We start from the raw sequence: 18,616 nt of genomic DNA, 5'->3' as shown, positions 1-18,616 counted from the left end.
GTATGAAAATTCCAGAAAGTATTGAAGTACAAGATGCAATAAAAAGTTTTATCACCATAAACAACATTTGATATTTTTCTGATTTTGTTGATTTAGCGATAAAAGAAGAAAATGTTTTTATCTTTAAAATGAGTTGAAAATATCCTAGTTATTGTTTGCTTTTGATAAATGAAAGAAAAAGAAAAATTTTCAATTCAAAAAACAAAAAGGAGAACAAAAATGATAATCAAGGAAAATAACGAAACTGTTTATATTGTATGAGCTTTATACGATGATTCTGAAAGTAGTTATCAAAAAGCTATTAAAAAATATTTTGATAAACAGTTTGTCGTTTATTCAATAGGAATTAACGAACCTGAAAAAATCAAGTTTAAAGAATCAAATAACTATAAATACAAGCAAATTGATTTGTCTTTAACTAACGATAAGTTAATTGAACAATTAAATAAATTACCACGTCCTGATATCATTTTAGCTTCTCCACCTTGTGAGAGTTGAAGTATAGCTGATTGTGGTAAGAAAATGTTTTCTAAAATTAGTTCAACTGATGATCAACAAGAAATTTGTACTTGAGAAGTAAGAAATCGTAAATATTATGAAACTTACAATTCAACTTGTTCTGCAAATAAAAAAAGAAGTTTTTTAAAAAAAGAAATCGCAAGAATACTTGGAGTTGCAACGATTGGAGCAACTATCAATATCATTGAAACTTTTAAACCTAAAGTTTGAGTAATTGAAAATCCGACAACTTCTAAAACTTGAGAATTTCAAAAAGAACATTGAGATTTTCATACTGGTTATTTTGAAAATAAAACTTATTATTCTGCTTATAATAGCAACTTTTCATTAAAACCTACAACGTTTAAAAGTAATATTCAATTGCTTTTAAAAGCTAAAAAAGTTCCAGGAAATAAAGAACATATGAAAAAGAATAATTATTCTTTAAGAAGTTCTATTCCTGATGAATTAATAAAAGATATTATCGAACAAATTATTGCTAAACTCGAATCTATTAAAAAGTCTATGAATTTTAAATCAATAAGGAAATAATGTTATGAAAGAAATTAATGAAGAAAAAGAATTTAAAATGCAAGACTATGATTACTCAAAAGACTTCGATGAGTTTTGAAAAAAAGTTAAATACAAGAGTAATCCTTTTATAAAGCATTTAAAAAATGAAATTTCTAAGAGATTAGAAGATATAGAAGAACTTCAAGAAGATGGAAATTATTGAGAAGATATGAACTTTTTTGATAGTTGTAGACATGAGTATTGATTACTTAAAAAAATAACTTTAGATTTTGTTGCATATTTTAAAACTCTAAAACAGTCTATAGAAAGTAAAAATAATGAAAAAAAATAAAAATGAACTAAGAGATAAATTATCAACTAAATTAATGATTAATATCTTTTGCTTTGTATTATGGCCTTTAACTTCGTTTTTACTTCTAACAATTATTATGATAGTTGTTAAAGAAAAAAATTTTTCTATAATTGCAGGTTGATTAACTTATAAGAGAAATATTGCTGCTGATTTTTCTAATTTCTGAACTACTAATAGTTCTTATAGAAATTGAAGCATTGTGATTATTGTTGGTGGTATATTTGTTTTCCTTATTCATTTCAATTATGAAAAATGATGAGAATTAATTAAAAAGAAAATTTTTAAAAATAAAGATCTTACTCAAAACAATTGAGAATATAACCAATTTACTAAAGATGGTGATCTACAAGCGTTTAAGAAAAAATTTAAACCTGGTAAACCTAATTTTAGTTTAGGTATGTTTAACACTAAAACTAAAAAACAATACTTAGTAAATAACACTGATTCTCACGCAATTGTTTTAGGAATATCTGGAAGTATGAAAACCGAAAAAATTGTTCTACCTAATATTTGATATAATGCAACATTACCTGATGATAAAAAACCTAATATGGTAATTACTGATCCTAAAAAACAAATATTAGCCAGAACTGGAAAAATGTTTTTAGAAAACGGTTATAAGATTAAAGTTTTTGATTTTGATGATTCATTAAAATCTTTATATTGAAATCCTTTAGAACAAATATGAAAAACTTTACATTCAAAACCTAAAGAACAATTAGATGAATTTGATTACGGTAAGGCTTATGACAAAATCATTGAACTAGTTGATATGCTTCCTTGAACTAATGAAGAAAATTCAATGTGAGAGCAAAACGCTAAAAATATTCTTATTTTGCTTTTAAAATTCTTTTTACTATATAGCTTAGAAGAAGAAACATTCACTTTACAACACTACACTATAGCTAATTTAATTCCTACTTTAAGCACTGATTTTATTAAAAACGGTAGTTGAATTCAAACTGCTAAAAATTATCAAAACAATAATCAATATTGATTTGATTTGTGTTCTGAACAAAAACCTTTTATCGATATTGTTCCTGAAACATTGTCTGGTATTTTAACTAATGCAACAAAAGCAATAAACGCATTTTCTCAAAATTTAACTATTAAAAAAATCACTAGCAACATAACTTTTAGTATTAAAGAACTTGTTAGAGATGAATCTAGTCCGTATGTAATATTTATTTGCTTTCCAGATCATAAAAATATTTATAGCTTTTTGATGAATATGTTAATTACTCAAATCTATCAAGAAGCTGTTGATTATGCAAATACATTACCAAAACAAAAATTGAATAGAATGTTACAGTTTTACTTAGAAGAGTTCAACTCATTGTTATTACCGCAAATTCCTGATTGAATGGCGATATCAAGAAGTAGAAACATATTCTTTATGTTAATTATTCAAAGTTATGAGCAATTACAAAAATATTCAACTAAAGGTAGAGATTTTAAAGCTATAAAAGCACAAGCTAGACTTAACTTCTTATTAGAAACTAACTCTGAAGAAACTTTAAAATCATTTTCTCAATCATTAGGAGAAAAAATTATTGAGAAAAAATCAATTAATGAAAGTGATAATCATACTTCAACAACTACTAGTGAACAAAAAGAACTAATAATGAGTGTTAGTGATTTGAAATATAAAAATCCTGATATGACTATTATTACTTCTGGTGGAAGTAAACCTATTGCTATTAAACTTACTCCTGCTTTTGATTATTTACCTATTGATGAGTATATTCACCCTACAACTAATAAAACAAATGTTGTTGTAGAAAAAGTATGAGATTTTAGCACAATGAAAGAAGCTAAATTAGATAACGTTGAAGTTCAAAAACAAAAACAAATACAACAAAAACAACAAAGAGATAGAGAACTAAGAAAATCAATGAATCAAGCTAAAAAAGCAGGTAGTTTACATTTTAAAAAACAGTAAAGGAGTTGATTTTATGAATAGCAAAGAAATAACGTTTGAAGAAATTAGAGATTTATATTCTAAAGAATATGACTTATGAGTAGATGACTCAGAAATAAAGAAATATCTTAAAAACTTTAATTCTCATTTTGAGTATTTATATATTGATGAGTGAGAATCGAAACACAAAGTAGTTACAAGAATACTTTTTAAATTACCTAAGCTAGGAGAATGTTGATTAGAACGAAAAATTAAAAAGATTTTGTTTGAAAAAGATGAAAGTTTTGATTCAAGTTCTAAAAGCTTTCTAGCATTAGAAAAAGTTATTGATATTTTAAATGATAAATCTGATGAAGAATTAGATGAACTAGGTAAAAAAGATAAAAACAAATCAACATATAAACAATGATTAGAAGAACAAGAATATGAATTGAAAATTCGATGAAAAGAAGACTTGTTACAAGAATTTATTAATGGTGAAATGGACTATTTATAAAGTTATTAAAAAGGAGAAAAAGTTATGAATCAAGTTATTTTAATTGGTCGTCTAACAAGAGATGAATTTTATGAAAAAGAATTCCATAAACAAAACAATGAAAAAGGTAAATTACTTAAATTTACTTTAGCAACACTTGAAAGTAGAGAAAGTAAAACTCAATTTATAGAAGTTACTTGTTATGACAAGTTAGCTGAAATTACAAAAGAACATTTAAAAAAAGGAGATCTAATTTCTTTAATTGGAGTTGCTCAAAATAACGTATTTAAAACTAAAGACGATAAACAAACTTCTAAATTAGAAATTATTGCTAATAGAATTAAATTTTTAGCTAAAGCTGAAACAATTAACGAATTAAAACACTATAAAGAACTAGCTAAAGAACAACAAGCAGTTATCCAAGAAATTAATCAAATGTTAGATGAATAATAGGATTAATATGAAAACATTTGCAATTATATTTCTTATTGTTGTTGCTGGAATGTTTCTACATGCTTTATATTCTGTTGTTCAGATACTTATATTGTCTTTTAGATCGAATAAACAATTTAAAAAAATGCAAACTGAAACAACAATCAATCAACATAATGAATTAAAAGAAAAATTAGAAAATGAATATAAAAGTGCTAAAAAACTTTCAAAAGCAAGTTTCAAGTACTACTTATTTATAATTTTTAAATATTTATTTATATCTTCATTTATCTTATCTGTTTTATTATTTTTCATTCTTTTTTCATATATTTGATTCTCGTATGAAGAAATATCAACTAGAAGCATATCGTTATTTATTGTAGGTGCATTAATTGTTGTTCTTTTTCTATTCGTGATTCTTAAAGAAATTTATGAAGATATAAAATCTTGAGAAAAAATATTAAAAAAGAATTGAAAAATTCAGAAGTTAATTACAACAAAAACAAAAAAAAGATGAGAATGTTGCAATTAAAAAAGGAGAGAAATTAAAATGTTTGAATATTTATTATGACTGAAATGTACAAAAGATCTTTGTAAATTTTTAGATGATGATTTTGATGATTTTGATGATTTTGATGATTTTGATGATGATTTTGATGATGATTAGGATTTTTTTAATCTAAAAGCTCTATACAAATAAACAAAAAGGAGAAATAAATAATGGACGATTTTTTAACAGTTGATGAATATATCAAACAAAACGAATTAAAACAACTTCAAGATGAGTTGAGCGAAAGACTTGATGAACAAATTAAAACTGCTCAAGCAAGTTTAGAAAAAATCGAACAACCTATTCAAAAACAAGAGCTAACTTTTGAAAACAAAATTAGCGATATCGTTAAAAGAGTTGATGATAAGCTTGATGAATTTGTAAGAGATCCTGAGCAATTAGCTAACTATTTAGAATTTGCAACTAATATTAGAAATAAATATACTGCAAGAAATATTGCTATGGTTCATAAACAATTTTCAGGAGCTACAATTCTAAAATCATTTACTGATTGAAAAAATGAAAAAGTTGCAATTAAAAAAGGTTCAAAAGCACTTAAGATTTTGCAACCTACAACTGATAAATTTGTTGTAATTAATGGTGAAAAGATTTTTAAAAAACAATGAACTGATGAAATTAAACAAAAAATTAAAAACAACGAATTAGAAGTTGATGAAACAATTAAAGGCTTTAAATTAGCTAATACATTTGATATTAGTCAAACTACTTTAACTAAAGATCAATATCCTAAAAATTACTTTGCTACTTTTATAAAAGCTGATCCTGAAAATGAACAATATCATCAACAGTTATTTAGTGATTTAAAACAATTTTTAGAAACTAAAAACATTCCTGTTTATGAAACTGAAGCATTAGGACAAGTAAAAGGTTTTACTGATCATAAGTCAATTTATTTAAATGAACATAACTCAACTAAACAAAATGTTAAAACTCTTTTACACGAATATGGACATATGAAATTCAAACATTCTTATGAAGACACTTCTCGTTCTGAGTGTGAATATCAAGCTGAAATGATAAGTCTTGTATTTTCTAAGAAATTTAATCTTGATACTGAAAATTATCATCTTGACTACATTAAAGGTTGAATTGATAAAACAACTCAAAAAGAAAGAATTGATTGAATTAAACCTGTTGTTAATGTTGCTAGAGAAATTAATACCGAACTTGAATTGTTTTTAAAACAACAACAAGAAGCTAAAGAAAAACAAGAACAAGAAAAAAAGCAACAAGAACAAATTGAACAAGAAAACAAAGAAATTAGTTTTGGAATAAATGATAAGCAATTATCTAATACTTTAAGCTATATACAAAACAAGCAAAAATAATACAAAAAATTTAAATTTTATTAAAAGGAGAAAAAATTATGAAACACATTGAAGATAAAGATTTATATTGAATAACTCAATACGCTTCTGTTCATATTAGCGATCAAGGAGTTTATGAAATTATTAACAATGCTATTAGTAGATCTAATCCTGATGATCAACAAGAAATAGCAAATCAAATTATTAATCTAGTTGGAAATATGGAAAAACTAGACAATAGCGTTAATCAAAAAATTTATGACAAATTAGAATCTAGTTCATCATACTCACTAGAAGAATTAGAAAAAACTAATGAGTTTTTTGAAAATATAGATGGTAAGAAAGATATAGATGATTTAGAAGAAATAGCTACAGATTCAAGATTATGTTCTTTTGCTGATTTTTTAGAAAAAAATGAAATTGAATCATCCGATTCTTTAGAAGAAATTATAAATGATTCTTTAAAAAATGATGGTTTAGATAGCCGTTATATTAATCTAGTTGAGCCTTGAAGAAATTCAAGAGCTGAATATGTAATTGTTAATGGTTATATTAACGGTTTTACAAAAGAGTATTTCGAACACGAATATAAATTAGAAAATGAATATAAACAATACTTAATTGATGAGTTTATAGATGATTTAAATTTAAAAGATACCTTAACTTATTCAAATTCAAACACATTAAAAATGTAATTAAAAATGATATTTAACTAATAAATTAGTGTCGGTATTTGCAAAAGGTTAAGAGTTAAAAGTATCTAATTTATTTAGTTAAATGTATCAATTTTCATTTCAACACTACCTGACTAGATAATGGTTGTGTGTTAGAATTATAGTAGTTGAAAAGGAAGTGTATTTTATGAAAAAATTATTAACTGTTATATCATCAATTTTAGTTACTGCAACTCCACTTTTAACTGTTACAAGTTGTAAGTGATTTAGTAACTATAGAGCTCCAAAAGATCCTGTTCATCCTAAAAATCCGGACTATGATGATCCAATTGATAATGGTAATAATAACAATGAAAAAGTTAAAAGTTTTGAATATGAAGATATAAAATACACTATTTTTGAAGAAGACACTGCTAATCCAAGCAATGTTTATTATGCTAATCAAGTTTTAGAAAATGAAGCTAAAGAATTTAAAAAACTAATTCCAAATGCTGAAAATTATAAAACAAAAGATTTAGCAAGTCGAGATTTATTTCCTACAATCGCATTACTAAGTCAATACATTAGAAGTTTAGAACACTTTAATGCTGATGAACCTAGTTTAAGTCACTTTATGTTTAAAAATAAAGATGATAAGACTTTTATTAATTCTTCAACTCATCAACAGTTAGTTAAAAAAGTTTTAGAAATTGTTAATCAACAAAAAGAATTAAAAGCAATGATTTTTGATACTAATCCTGACTTTCCAATTCGACAATTAAGAATTTCATCTATAGACTCTGTGAGAAAACAATTAGGTTGACCTGAAGATCCTGATAAAACTGATTCAAAATTATGGGGTAAATCAAGTAGAGATTTATATGATGATAAAAGTTGAAAAGGTACATATTCTTGAGAAGAAACACCTTTCCATAAAGAGAACAAATCAAATAATCGTCTATACAATTTTGGAAAAAACAATGGTGGGTTATTAATAATTCCAACAGGTTTATGATATTTCAATAGAATTATTGAATTTGATGGTGATTTTAATAACGAATTATTCTTATCTAAAGAATTCTTTGAAAAAGATTCTAAAAGATACGATCCAAGCACAATGAGATTAGTTGGTGATACTTTCGATCAAATTCTAAGAAATAAAATTAAAGTTTATGCAATGCAAAAAGTGCAACTAGACTTATTAGTAGCATTTCTAGAACTGCAACAAGCTTTAACTGATAGTAGCTTAATTAGTGATGAGAATAAAACTTTAGTAGAACAATTTGAATCATCTGGAATTATAACCAAAATCAACAAATTTGAAAATAAAGTTTTAGAGTATCTGAAAGTAAAACAATTAGTAGGGTTCACTTTAACTGATGTTTTTAGTGGTGAAGTAGGTTTACAACTATTTCCTGGAACTGGTTATTATGAAAAATATCCAACCGATTTCCGAGCAACTTATAGATTTGCTTGAAATGAGTATCATAAAGTAATTCAACCTTTAATTACTGGACTTTTAGGTTATAACGTTGCGAAAGATAGATTTAGAAAAGACTTTTCAGATGAAACAAATAAACATTCTGAACACTACAAATTCATTTGAGCAAACATTAAAGAAGTTGATAAACTAGATGCTCCACACGTAATAACTAAACAACTAGCTGAAACTAGATTCAACAACTTTGTTAACTACTACAAAACTCAATTTAATTGAAAATTCAATAAAATCGATGAATAGGAGATGATTTTATGAGTAAAATAAGAAGCTGAGATTCATCTAAAGACTTTTATGAAAATTGTGATGAATTTGATAAACAATTCTGACTTGCTGCTGATGAAGAATATCGTAATTCGCCTGAATATATTCCTGGAACAAGAATAGTTCCTGACAATTATGACGGGTTCGAAGAAGATCTTCAAGCTTGACTAGAAGAACAAGAAGAATTAGCTAAACAACAAAATAAATAAATACTCTTAACCGATAAATTAAACTAAGCAAATACCGACTTATAAAAAGTAAGTTAGTATTTGCTTTTTTTATTTTTAGAAAGGAAGCGATTCAATGGAATTAGGTTTTGTAATGATTACAATCATATTCTCATCACTTATAGCAATTCTAAGCTTAGTATTGCTATTAACTGAATATAAAGAATGTTTTAGCAAAAATAAACTTACAAGAGCTAAAGCTAGAGCAGCCTTTAAATGGCCTTGAATAACAACTTTAGCTATCTTGGTTCTAAGTGTATGATTAGTTCTTATAATGGTAGGAGCTTATCTTATTTAAAAAAATAAATTTTATTAAAAGGAGAAAACAAAATATGTTATATACATTAAAAAATATCGTTCTAATGAACGCAACTCCACCTGGAGCTGACAAAGTAGATCAAGCTGGAAAAGCATTAGCAGATATTGCTCTTTTAATTCAAAAATATGTTGCAATTGCATTTGGTGCTTTATCTGGCTTAGCTGTTTTAGTAACAATAATATTAGCAGTTTATGCATTTTGAAAAGCTTCTAAAGCAAATACTGAACAAGAACGTCAAGATGAATTTAAAAAAGTTAAACTTTCTGGGTGTTTCATATTAGTTCTACTAGGTGCTTGGGCTATAACTGCTTCAGTTCTTGGTATTATTCAAGCTATCGCTGCCAGTGGATTATTACCAACTAATTAAAAGGAGAAAAAACATTTATGTTTAGTTGAGTTTGATGGGCTGCATTTAATGCAGGTTATATACCTCTGGTTAAATTACCTTTAAAACTTTTAGAAGCTATTATTTATTTATTTCAATTAATAGCTTTAGAACTTCCGCAATATCTAATGTTTGGTGTTAGATTCGGACAAAAATTCTCTGAAGCAAATCTACCATTTATGTTCTTAAGATTAGCAATTATTTCAATTCTTGTTTTTGCAATTTTATTTATTACGAGTGGTATTAGAATTCACTTTCAAAAACAAGGTGAAGAAAACGCTTTATCAATTGCAATGAAAAACTCACTTACTGGAACTTTATGAATAATTGCAATACCGATTCTTTTATTTCTAGGTAAAATTATCTTCAATGTTATTCTTTCGTTATTACTTGGTAATAATAGCGACGATATTTCAAAAACTATCTTTATGTCTTTAAAAAATCCAGAGAATGAGAAAATCAAAGCAACTGACTGAAATAAAATTGCAAATAACAATTTCAGTTTTGATCAAGATGTTTTTGACAAACTTGAGACTGGAGAAGGTATTTTACTAATCATTTTAGGTGGTCTTACAACAATTATGACTTTGATTCCTTTTATACTTGGTGCATTAACTTTAGTTCAAAAAATCTATCAACAATTTTTCTTATTTATAATAAGTCCGTTTATTTGTGCTGCTAGTGTTAGTGATAATGGAAAAAGATTGAAAACTTGAATTGAAAGTTATGCTGCAAAATCACTAGCTATTGGAGGAATGATTATAGGGTTGCAATTATATTCTGTATTCATTATCCGTTCTACTAGATGAGTAGGTATTTTAGGTGAAGTTAATTTCTTTGCAAAAATTCTTTTAATTCTAGCAATTGTTGCAGGTGGAGCAATAGCAGTAAATGGTATTACTAGTGAAGCAACTGCATATATAGGTGAATCTGCTAGCGTTAGAGAAACAATAGGAGAAACTAAAAACTTAATGAAAACTGGTATGGCCTTAGCAGGTGGAGTTGGTGCGGTTGCTGCAATTGCTTCAAGAATGGGTAATGCGTCAATGGGTGTTAAAGGTTTTTCTAGAAATAGAAGAAACGATAAAATACAACACGCTAAGAAAAAATACAGATCAGGACAAATTTCTAGATCTGAATATAAAGATACAATTGCTGACGCAAAAAGGGAACATAATGAAAGCAAAATGTCCTTAGCTGACGCAAAACAAGAAAGAAAAGAAATGCAACAAAATTACCAACATAACGCAATGATTACTCACAAGAAAAATAAAGATTTATACTCTGAAGAAGATCGACAACAAGCTAAAGAACAAAACTTAGGAAAAAGCGGTAGTGATTTTTGAGCACCTTCTCCTGTATTAGCTTTAGAACAAAGTTGAGCTGGTTTTAGAACTTCAAGACTTATGAAAAAACAAGAAAAATTAGTTAAGAAAAATAGAGATTTATCTTCTGATCAATATAAGAAATTAGAAAAACATAAAGCAAGATTTGCTCATCTTGAAAGCGTTCTTGATAATAAAACAAAAGGTTTACCTACTTTTTCTACAACCGCTTTAAATAGATATGGTGGAAATAAACGAGTTAAAGAAGCAACTAATACAAGACAAGTTGATCCTAAATTTAACAAAGAAGATAGAAATAGAAATAAACGAATAGGTAAATAATCAAAATTATAAATAGAAAGGAAATTAAAATATGTTGCAACCTAAAAATATAAGTAAAACTCAAAATATATTTTGAAAGAATTTTTCTTGACTTGATTTTTGTATTTTTGCTGCAATTGTTATTCTTTCAATGCTAATAGGTTTTTCATCACTACCTGAACACATTAATCAAGGTTATAAACTATTACTAACTTTTGGTGTATTTCTAGTTCTTTCAATATTTTTGGTATATTCATCTAAATATAGTTGTAGAGTTTATATTTTAATTGTTAGAATGATTAAATTCTGATTTAGTGTTAAAAAATACAATAACAAAAAAACAAGTCCTAAGTACCTAGTACCTTATGACAGTATCTTAGAAGAAAGTTTTATAAAAACTAAACAAAGTAAAGCTGGTAGTAAATATTTAGCCGTCTTAAAATTTCAAAGTAAAAGTCCTTGAAATGAAGATGAAGAAGATAGAAATTCATTTTTAGCTAAATTTACCGATTTATTAGATTCAACTGCTTTTCATATTAGTTTTATTAGAAAAAAAGAATTAATTGATTATTCAAAAAACTATCTAAATATTAAAGAAAATATGAACAAAAAACTTAAGTCTTTAAAAAAGAAAGAATTTAATGAAGAAGTATGAAATAACTATGTTTCATATTATGAAGAAGTCGTTGAAGACTTTAGTACTTTAGATACAAATCTATTGGTTGATATTTACTATGTTGTTTTATATGGTAAAAATATTTCCGAATTAAAGCAAACTATTAATGAAACAATTAATACATTTAACTCAATGGAAATTGAATACGATTTAGTTCAAGGAGTTGATTTAATTAAATTCTTAGGTTCATTAAATGATAAACAGGTTGATGAAGAATTAGCTAAGTTATATTTAATTCAACAAAATGAAAATCAACGCCAATCAATGATAAAATCTCAACAAAATCATCTAGATGAAACTATAACTCAATTTTATAAAAGACAATTAAAAAATATTTTTAAAAAATCTGGAAAAATAATTAAAAAGACTAATAAAGAAAAAAGAATTAGTTTAGATGAATTAATTAGTAACGAGCAACTTATTTTTAAAAGTAATTACTTTATTAGAGATAACAAGTACTGTTCAATTCATACAATTAGTGAATTACCTTTAGTTTTGCCTGAAGCTTGAGCAATTGAAATATTTAATTCAGATTCAACAATAGTTTGAAATTTAAGTATTTTTACTGAAGCTATTCAAGCTAGTCTATTAGATAGTACAGGAAAGAAAATGGTTGATAATTCTACAATGATAAAATCCAACTATTATCAACAATCTTCTGCTTTACAACTTGAAGCTTTGGAATATTTACAAAATCAATTACAAATTGATAAAAACGTTTTAACTGATTCAAGTTTAATGATTATTAATACTGCTGATAGTTTAGATGAACTTAGAAAACTTGAAGCTGAAAATTTTGCTAACGCTAAAAGAATCAAAATAAACATTAATCCCGTTCCTTTTAAACAATTTGAAGCACTTGCTCAATCTTGTTTAATCACTACTAACAACTTAAAAGAAAACATAGCAATGAGCAGTTATAATGTTGCTCATTCTTGACCTTTTGAAAATGAAATGAGTAATGACGGAAATATGTTACTTTTAGGTAAAACTACTTCAACAGGTGAACCTATCATTTTCGATCAATTCTATAAAAATAATTCAAGACGTGTAAATTACAATATGTTTACTGTTGGAAGTAGTGGTAAAGGAAAATCAACTGACGTTAAGAAAGCGATAATTGCTAACTTAGCACAAAACAATAAAGTTTATGTTATTGATCCACAAAACGAATATTCTAAACTAGGGCGTAAATTTGGTGCTTCAATTATAGATTTAGGTAGTGGTTATGGAACTGTGATTAATCCTTTACAAGTTCAAATTCAACTAGTAGATGAAGAAGAGTTAAATGTTGATTTAGTAATTAATAAGCATTTAGAATGATTAGAAACATTCTTTAAATTAATTAATCCTGACTGAGATCAAGATAAATTAGTATTAGTTATGGAATTTGTAAGAGATTTATATAAACAAAAAGGTTTATATAGAGTGAGAAGCTATGCCGGACTAAGTAAGTTCAACTATCCTATAATGAGTGATTTAATTAAGTTTATGAGAAGCTATAAATTTGTTGATGAATTCGAAAAAGAAAGAAAACGATTATCATTAGCTAATATTATTGATAGATTAAGTTACAACTTTGAATATAAAGGTAAATACCAACATATTTATAATGGACAAACTAATATCGATCTAAGCAATGATTTTATTATCTTTAACACTCAAAAACTATTTGGAGCTGGAAAAGCTAATGGTAATGTAGGTTTATTTGTGTTATTAAGTTTTATTCAAAATAAAATCTTTAATAACGCAATTGCTGAACCTGAAACTAATACTTGTTTAGTGATTGATGAGTTACATATGTATATCGATCCACAAAATACTGATACTTTAGATTTTGTCTACACAATGACTAAAACTGTTAGAAAATTTAATTCCGGAATGATTTTATGCACTCAAAATCCGTCTGACTTCTTAGGTTCATCAATGATTACTAAAAAAGCGGAAGCTATTTTACAAAACTGTCAATATTCAAAATTCTTTGGTTTAAAACAAAAAGATTTAGACGCAGTTAATGAAATGTTCAAACATAGCGGTGGTTTAAATAAAACTCAACGAACTCACTTATCTGATAGTGAAATTGGAAAATTACTTTTTAGTTTACATACATATTCAAAAATTAAAATGAATATTCATTATAACGACTTTGAAAAAAAATTATTTTTCGATAAAGGAGAAATTGGAAAAAAATAGATAGGAATGAGAATTATGGAAAATAAAAATAAAAATAAATCATTAATAGTAACTTTTCGATTATATGAAACTGATGATATTTTAAGATTTGAAAAATGAAAAAAAGAATTAGCTAATAGCGGAGAAAGTGTAAGTAATGCAATTAGTGATATTGTTAAACAATATTTATTAGAAAAAGATAAAAGTCGTGTATTTAACGAAGTTAGACAAGACTTATTCTATCAAATGAGAAAAGTAATGTATTCTTCTTTAGCTCCGTTTTCTGCAAATATCATAAGAGAATTATTAAAAAATAGAGTTGAAGAAATTGTTGCAAATAAAAAACTTGATGTAATTTTAAACGAATTGTTTGACGATAAACGAAATGAGTTAAAAAACCTAACTAATAATCAATTAGCTGAGTCCACTTATTTTGAAAACATAAGAACTTCATTAGAATCAAAAACTTCAACTAAAGTTGAAAAAATCAATGAAAAAGTAGCTAACGTAAAAGATAAACAAAAACAAGTTGATAAGTTATTTAAAAAAGACAACACTGATTGAGATGCTGAGATAACTACATTAACTCATCAAGAAGTTGAATATAATCCTTATGTTAATCTTGATGAAATTGATATAAATGAGTTGGTTTAGTATGAAAAAACTTTTATTATTACTATCAATATTTACGTTAGCTAGTCCACTAATTAGTGCTAATACCGTATTAAAAATGAATTTTAGTAGTTCTTTATCAACTAGATATTTTGATTTTCCTAGTAAGTATTTACAAACTGAAACAGTCTTTGAAGAAAAAGAATTCAAAACTGAAATTATTATAGATAATGGAATTCGAATGTTTACTTTTTCACCAAGTTTTTTATCTGATGCTTCTAATTTCTATAATGAACTCTCTTTAGAAAATTATTCTTGAGATAAAACTAATTCTATTAGCAACTTTGAAAGAGAGTTTTCTGGATTTACCAAGGAAATTAATACTAAGAATTATTTTGATGCATTAAATAATATTAAAAATGCTTCGCCTGCTCATTTCGAAACTATTAAAAATATAATTGAAAATCATCTAAAAAATAAGTTTAATAAAAATCACGTATACGAAATGCAAATAAAATTAATTCTTGGTAATTACTCAGTATTAAGAGAAGTAACACCATCATTTCCTATGTGACGTCATCCTGATAGAGACAGATTAAAAAAAATAATTAATAATGACGACACTTTAACAAAAATTCGCATTAATGCTAAACTAAGATCTGAAATTGTTAAAACTGATGAAAGAAGAAAATATCAAAATCCTTGAAATCAATGAAAAAATCAAATTCTAGCTAATAGTTCGTTTTTAACTATTGATTCTGATACCGGTGGTAATTTAAAAACTACTCTAAGTGAAGAACAAAAACAAAAGAAATTCAATTCTAATAAAGACTTTTTAGATAAACGTATTAATGAATTAAATGGTAATGATGAACTTAAAAATAATCCTTTAAAATTAAGTTACGCAATAACTAGTCAAGATACAATTGATTTATATTTATCAAAAGATAATGAATTTAAAGAAAAACTAGCTGAAAATGTAAAAATTGATTTTAAGGTTACTGATAGGTTCAAGAATCAAGAATTCGAAAAAAGACTAACTATTAATTTAGGTAAATGACTTGATTTTGAAAAAAACACAACTCAACTAGTTGATGATAAATTAGTTCAAGATCCAACTGTTAAAATAGTCGATAAAGGTAAAAATAGAAATGCTGGACGTTGAATTGCTCATACTCCTTTAAATTTAAGTTTTAATGCTTTAAAAGAAGAAACTGAAGTAATTAAAATCAATGGTAAAAAAATTGATGTTTTGAATCAACGATTCGAAACTACTTTAACTGATCGACGTCGTGATTCTAAAGATAATGAAAGAGAGTTTGATTACGGTTATAAACCTAAAGAAGAAAAAGAAGAAAAAACTAAAGAAAACTCACACGCTAAAAATGAATACAAAATTGAAATTACTAAATATGAACGTGGTACAGGTAATAAAGAAGTTGAGTTTACTTGAGTTAAAACTTTAGTTATTGAATCACGAACAAGCGAAATGGACTTTAAGTGATTCGCTTGAGATCCGGAAAATACTCCACACCAAAAAACACTTATTGAAGAATATGAGAAAAATTCAAAAGGTGAAATCAAAAGAGATGAAGACGGTAATCCGATCAAAAATCCTAAATACGATCCTAAAATAGATCCTAAAACTGGTACTAAAAAAGAACTAGTTTGATTTGATTTCAACACTCTTCCTGCGTGAACTAAACATTTACCACCAACTGGTCAAGAATATTGGAATATAACTCATCTTCCACCTGGTTCTAAAACATTATTTGCTCCACACGAAAATGAGAATGATATTGATCGTGGAGTAATTGCTGAAGCAGTTGTTATTAATAAAGGTGCATTAAAAGAAGTTTCTGACGGTATTAAAGGTTATCGTGTTCATAAACTTAACGAACAAGGACAATTTATTGAAATTGAAAAAGATAAATTAATTGAAGATTTAGATAAAGTTACAACTGCTGATAGTTACTATTCAACTAGCGGAGTTTGATTATTTACTAGCGAAGTTGAAAAATCAATTACTAATTTCAAAATTGTTTATATTCTTGATTCTAATGAAGAAAAAATTCCTAACGGTTATTTTACTGATTATATGACTAAGTCACTGAACACCATTAAACCGTTGTGACAAACTCAACAAGGTAAAACATTTAGAAATTACTTATTACATCAAGACTTAAAAGAAGATAAAATTCTTAACTTAAGATATGAAGAAGCTATGGAATACTATAAACAATATATGAATGACTTATGATTTAAAAATGAATGAGAAACTTATATCAATATAGTTCCTAAGTTTAAACCTTTTAATGAAGAACTAACTGTTGATGAATTCAAAAGAAAATATGTAAACAACATAAAAGCTTTTGAAGATAAATATTTAGATGAATTTAAACATAAGAAATTAGTCGGTATTTCAAAACTTGAAATAAATGACTCTAAAACTGGAGTTTATGCTTATTTCAACTTAAAAACTAGTGAAATTAAATATAATTTAATTCCTAATAAGTATCTAGTTTTAATTAAGTTTAAAGACGTTGATAATTCATCTAATGATAATCAACCTAATGGTAATGATTATAATCATAATCCATCTGATAAAAAACATACTATTAATTTAAACTTAGATTCTGAATATATTTTCAACGTAGCTAGAAATAGTAAAAAAGAAAAATTTATTGCTAATTTAAATAATGATAAGCTATTTAAAAATAGTCAAGATGATTTAAATAAACTAGAAATTTCAACAACTTTTAGTAATTTAACTAATAGATTGATTGTTAAAGCTAATTTAAAAGATGAGTATAAAAATACTCATACTATTGAACCTAGCGAAAGTTTTTCATTAATTGTAGATAGATTTAAAACTAATGAAGAAGCTAAGCTTGAAGAAAACATCTTTTCTAATGTTATTTTTGAAAATATCAACTTAGGTGGTATTAAAGAATCTGATAAAGCTAAACACTTTATTATCAATAAAGTTAAACAAGCTTTACCTAACTTAACATTAGATAGAGATTATAGAATTAGAAATCTAGATATAGTTGTTGAGAAATTAAAACATCCACAAACTAGCATTTCTGAAACTAATCCTATTAGGTATGAAACATTGATTTTAGAAGCTATTGCTCCTAAATTCGGTAATGCTACTATTGCTGTAGCTAATACAATTAATAGAGAGTTAGATAAAGATTATGATTTATCTAAAAAACAACTAAAAGATTTTGAAATTAATGAAAACAAGCTAACTGAATTGAAAAAGAAAATAATTTCTGAAATTAACAAACAATTTAGTCAAGACGGACTTGTAATTGATAAAGATCTACAAATAACTAATTTTAATCAAGGAATACAATTATTAAGTTTAGGTAAGGGCAGTCACTTTGTGTTTAACATTACAGGTTTAAATAATCATAGAATTTTAAATTCAACTACTGTTAAAGTAACTAATAATGCTAATTTTGTAGTAGATGATAACGATCCTAACTACAAACCTGGAGATGAAAACAATCCTGATAAAGCTATATTATATGATTTAAGTATTGTTAAATTAGAATTAAGCTTTACTGATCACGTTGCTTCACAGTTAAGACAAAAAATTATTAATGAAATTAAAAGTCAATTAGCTAAGAATTACCAATTGGAATATAAAAAACATTATTCAATTAATTTTGATGAATTAAATGCTATTGTAAGACAATTAATTCAAAAAAATGACTTAGCTAATACTAATACACTTAAGCTTTATCCAATTAATGGAGTTACTAAAAATATAAGTGTAATTAAAATTAATAATACTAATAAGTCACTTGATCCAATTGATGATACTGATAAACCTATTGATGATAACGATAGTAGTGAAGAAGCTAACAGAATAGTTCTAAGAAGAAGATTATTAATTCTTGTTCCTTTAGCTATTTTAAGTTTAACTGGTATCGGACTATTTAGTTGATTTATTTATGTACGTAAGTTTAAGAAAAAAATTACTTAGTTTTATCTTTAAATATATTGCAAATATTCCAGATTAAATATATTGCAAATATTAGAGGGTTGTGATATATTAATAAT

Annotated in this window: 17 protein-coding genes; all 17 read left to right on the top strand. The window is 25.7% G+C overall.

The window, feature by feature from the left end; genetic code table 4:
* The first annotated feature begins 2 nt into the window (after positions 1–2).
* Positions 3–239, top strand: a complete 237-nt coding sequence (locus NX779_RS03080) for a hypothetical protein (RefSeq protein ID WP_259429962.1) — start codon at positions 3–5, stop codon at positions 237–239.
* Positions 220–1,050, top strand: coding sequence for a DNA methyltransferase (locus tag NX779_RS03075; protein ID WP_259429961.1), 831 nt, complete (start codon positions 220–222; stop codon positions 1,048–1,050). The genes NX779_RS03080 and NX779_RS03075 overlap by 20 nt, the downstream gene beginning before the upstream one ends.
* A gap of 4 nt (positions 1,051–1,054) precedes the next feature.
* Positions 1,055–1,363, top strand: coding sequence for a hypothetical protein (locus NX779_RS03070; protein WP_259429960.1), 309 nt, complete (start codon positions 1,055–1,057; stop codon positions 1,361–1,363).
* Entirely contained in the window at positions 1,350–3,326 is a 1,977-nt protein-coding gene (locus NX779_RS03065; protein WP_259429959.1) for a type IV secretory system conjugative DNA transfer family protein, read from the top strand. The genes NX779_RS03070 and NX779_RS03065 overlap by 14 nt, the downstream gene beginning before the upstream one ends.
* Before the next feature lie 13 nt (positions 3,327–3,339).
* The gene (locus tag NX779_RS03060; RefSeq protein WP_259429958.1) at positions 3,340–3,801 is read left to right on the top strand and encodes a hypothetical protein; all 462 of its coding nucleotides are present in this window, start codon (positions 3,340–3,342) and stop codon (positions 3,799–3,801) included.
* A gap of 24 nt (positions 3,802–3,825) precedes the next feature.
* Positions 3,826–4,230, top strand: coding sequence for a single-stranded DNA-binding protein (locus tag NX779_RS03055; RefSeq protein ID WP_259429957.1), 405 nt, complete (start codon positions 3,826–3,828; stop codon positions 4,228–4,230).
* Positions 4,231–4,240: 10 nt separating this feature from the next.
* On the top strand, positions 4,241–4,744 hold the full coding sequence (locus NX779_RS03050; protein WP_259429956.1) for a hypothetical protein: 504 nt from the start codon (positions 4,241–4,243) through the stop codon (positions 4,742–4,744).
* 188 nt (positions 4,745–4,932) lie between these two features.
* A complete protein-coding gene (locus NX779_RS03045) occupies positions 4,933–6,111 on the top strand; it encodes an ImmA/IrrE family metallo-endopeptidase (RefSeq protein WP_259429955.1) in 1,179 nt (392 codons plus the stop codon).
* A gap of 38 nt (positions 6,112–6,149) precedes the next feature.
* The gene (locus NX779_RS03040) at positions 6,150–6,785 is read left to right on the top strand and encodes an Mbov_0392 family ICE element protein (protein WP_259429954.1); all 636 of its coding nucleotides are present in this window, start codon (positions 6,150–6,152) and stop codon (positions 6,783–6,785) included.
* A 166-nt stretch (positions 6,786–6,951) separates the two neighbouring features.
* Entirely contained in the window at positions 6,952–8,484 is a 1,533-nt protein-coding gene (locus NX779_RS03035; RefSeq protein WP_259429953.1) for an MAG3960 family lipoprotein, read from the top strand.
* A gap of 11 nt (positions 8,485–8,495) precedes the next feature.
* A complete protein-coding gene (locus NX779_RS03030; protein WP_259429952.1) occupies positions 8,496–8,714 on the top strand; it encodes an integrative conjugal element protein in 219 nt (72 codons plus the stop codon).
* Between the two features lie 94 nt (positions 8,715–8,808).
* Complete coding sequence (locus tag NX779_RS03025; protein ID WP_259429951.1) at positions 8,809–9,030, top strand: conjugal transfer protein; 222 nt, start codon at positions 8,809–8,811, stop codon at positions 9,028–9,030.
* A gap of 34 nt (positions 9,031–9,064) precedes the next feature.
* On the top strand, positions 9,065–9,418 hold the full coding sequence (locus NX779_RS03020; RefSeq protein WP_259429950.1) for an Mbov_0395 family pilin-like conjugal transfer protein: 354 nt from the start codon (positions 9,065–9,067) through the stop codon (positions 9,416–9,418).
* A 17-nt stretch (positions 9,419–9,435) separates the two neighbouring features.
* Positions 9,436–11,103, top strand: coding sequence for an Mbov_0396 family ICE element transmembrane protein (locus NX779_RS03015; RefSeq protein ID WP_259429949.1), 1,668 nt, complete (start codon positions 9,436–9,438; stop codon positions 11,101–11,103).
* A gap of 31 nt (positions 11,104–11,134) precedes the next feature.
* On the top strand, positions 11,135–13,951 hold the full coding sequence (locus NX779_RS03010; protein ID WP_259429948.1) for an Mbov_0397 family ICE element conjugal transfer ATPase: 2,817 nt from the start codon (positions 11,135–11,137) through the stop codon (positions 13,949–13,951).
* 15 nt (positions 13,952–13,966) lie between these two features.
* Positions 13,967–14,584, top strand: coding sequence for an Mbov_0398 family ICE element protein (locus NX779_RS03005; protein WP_259429947.1), 618 nt, complete (start codon positions 13,967–13,969; stop codon positions 14,582–14,584).
* Position 14,585: 1 nt separating this feature from the next.
* Entirely contained in the window at positions 14,586–18,539 is a 3,954-nt protein-coding gene (locus tag NX779_RS03000; RefSeq protein WP_259429946.1) for an Mbov_0399 family ICE element protein, read from the top strand.
* Positions 18,540–18,616: the final 77 nt, after the last annotated feature.

Source organism: Mycoplasma cottewii (assembly GCF_024918975.1).
Classification (GTDB): Bacteria; Bacillota_I; Bacilli_A; order Mycoplasmatales; family Mycoplasmataceae; genus Mycoplasma; species Mycoplasma cottewii.
Note: the sequence above shows the minus strand (reverse complement) of the source record. Positions and strands in the feature narration are given on the sequence as shown.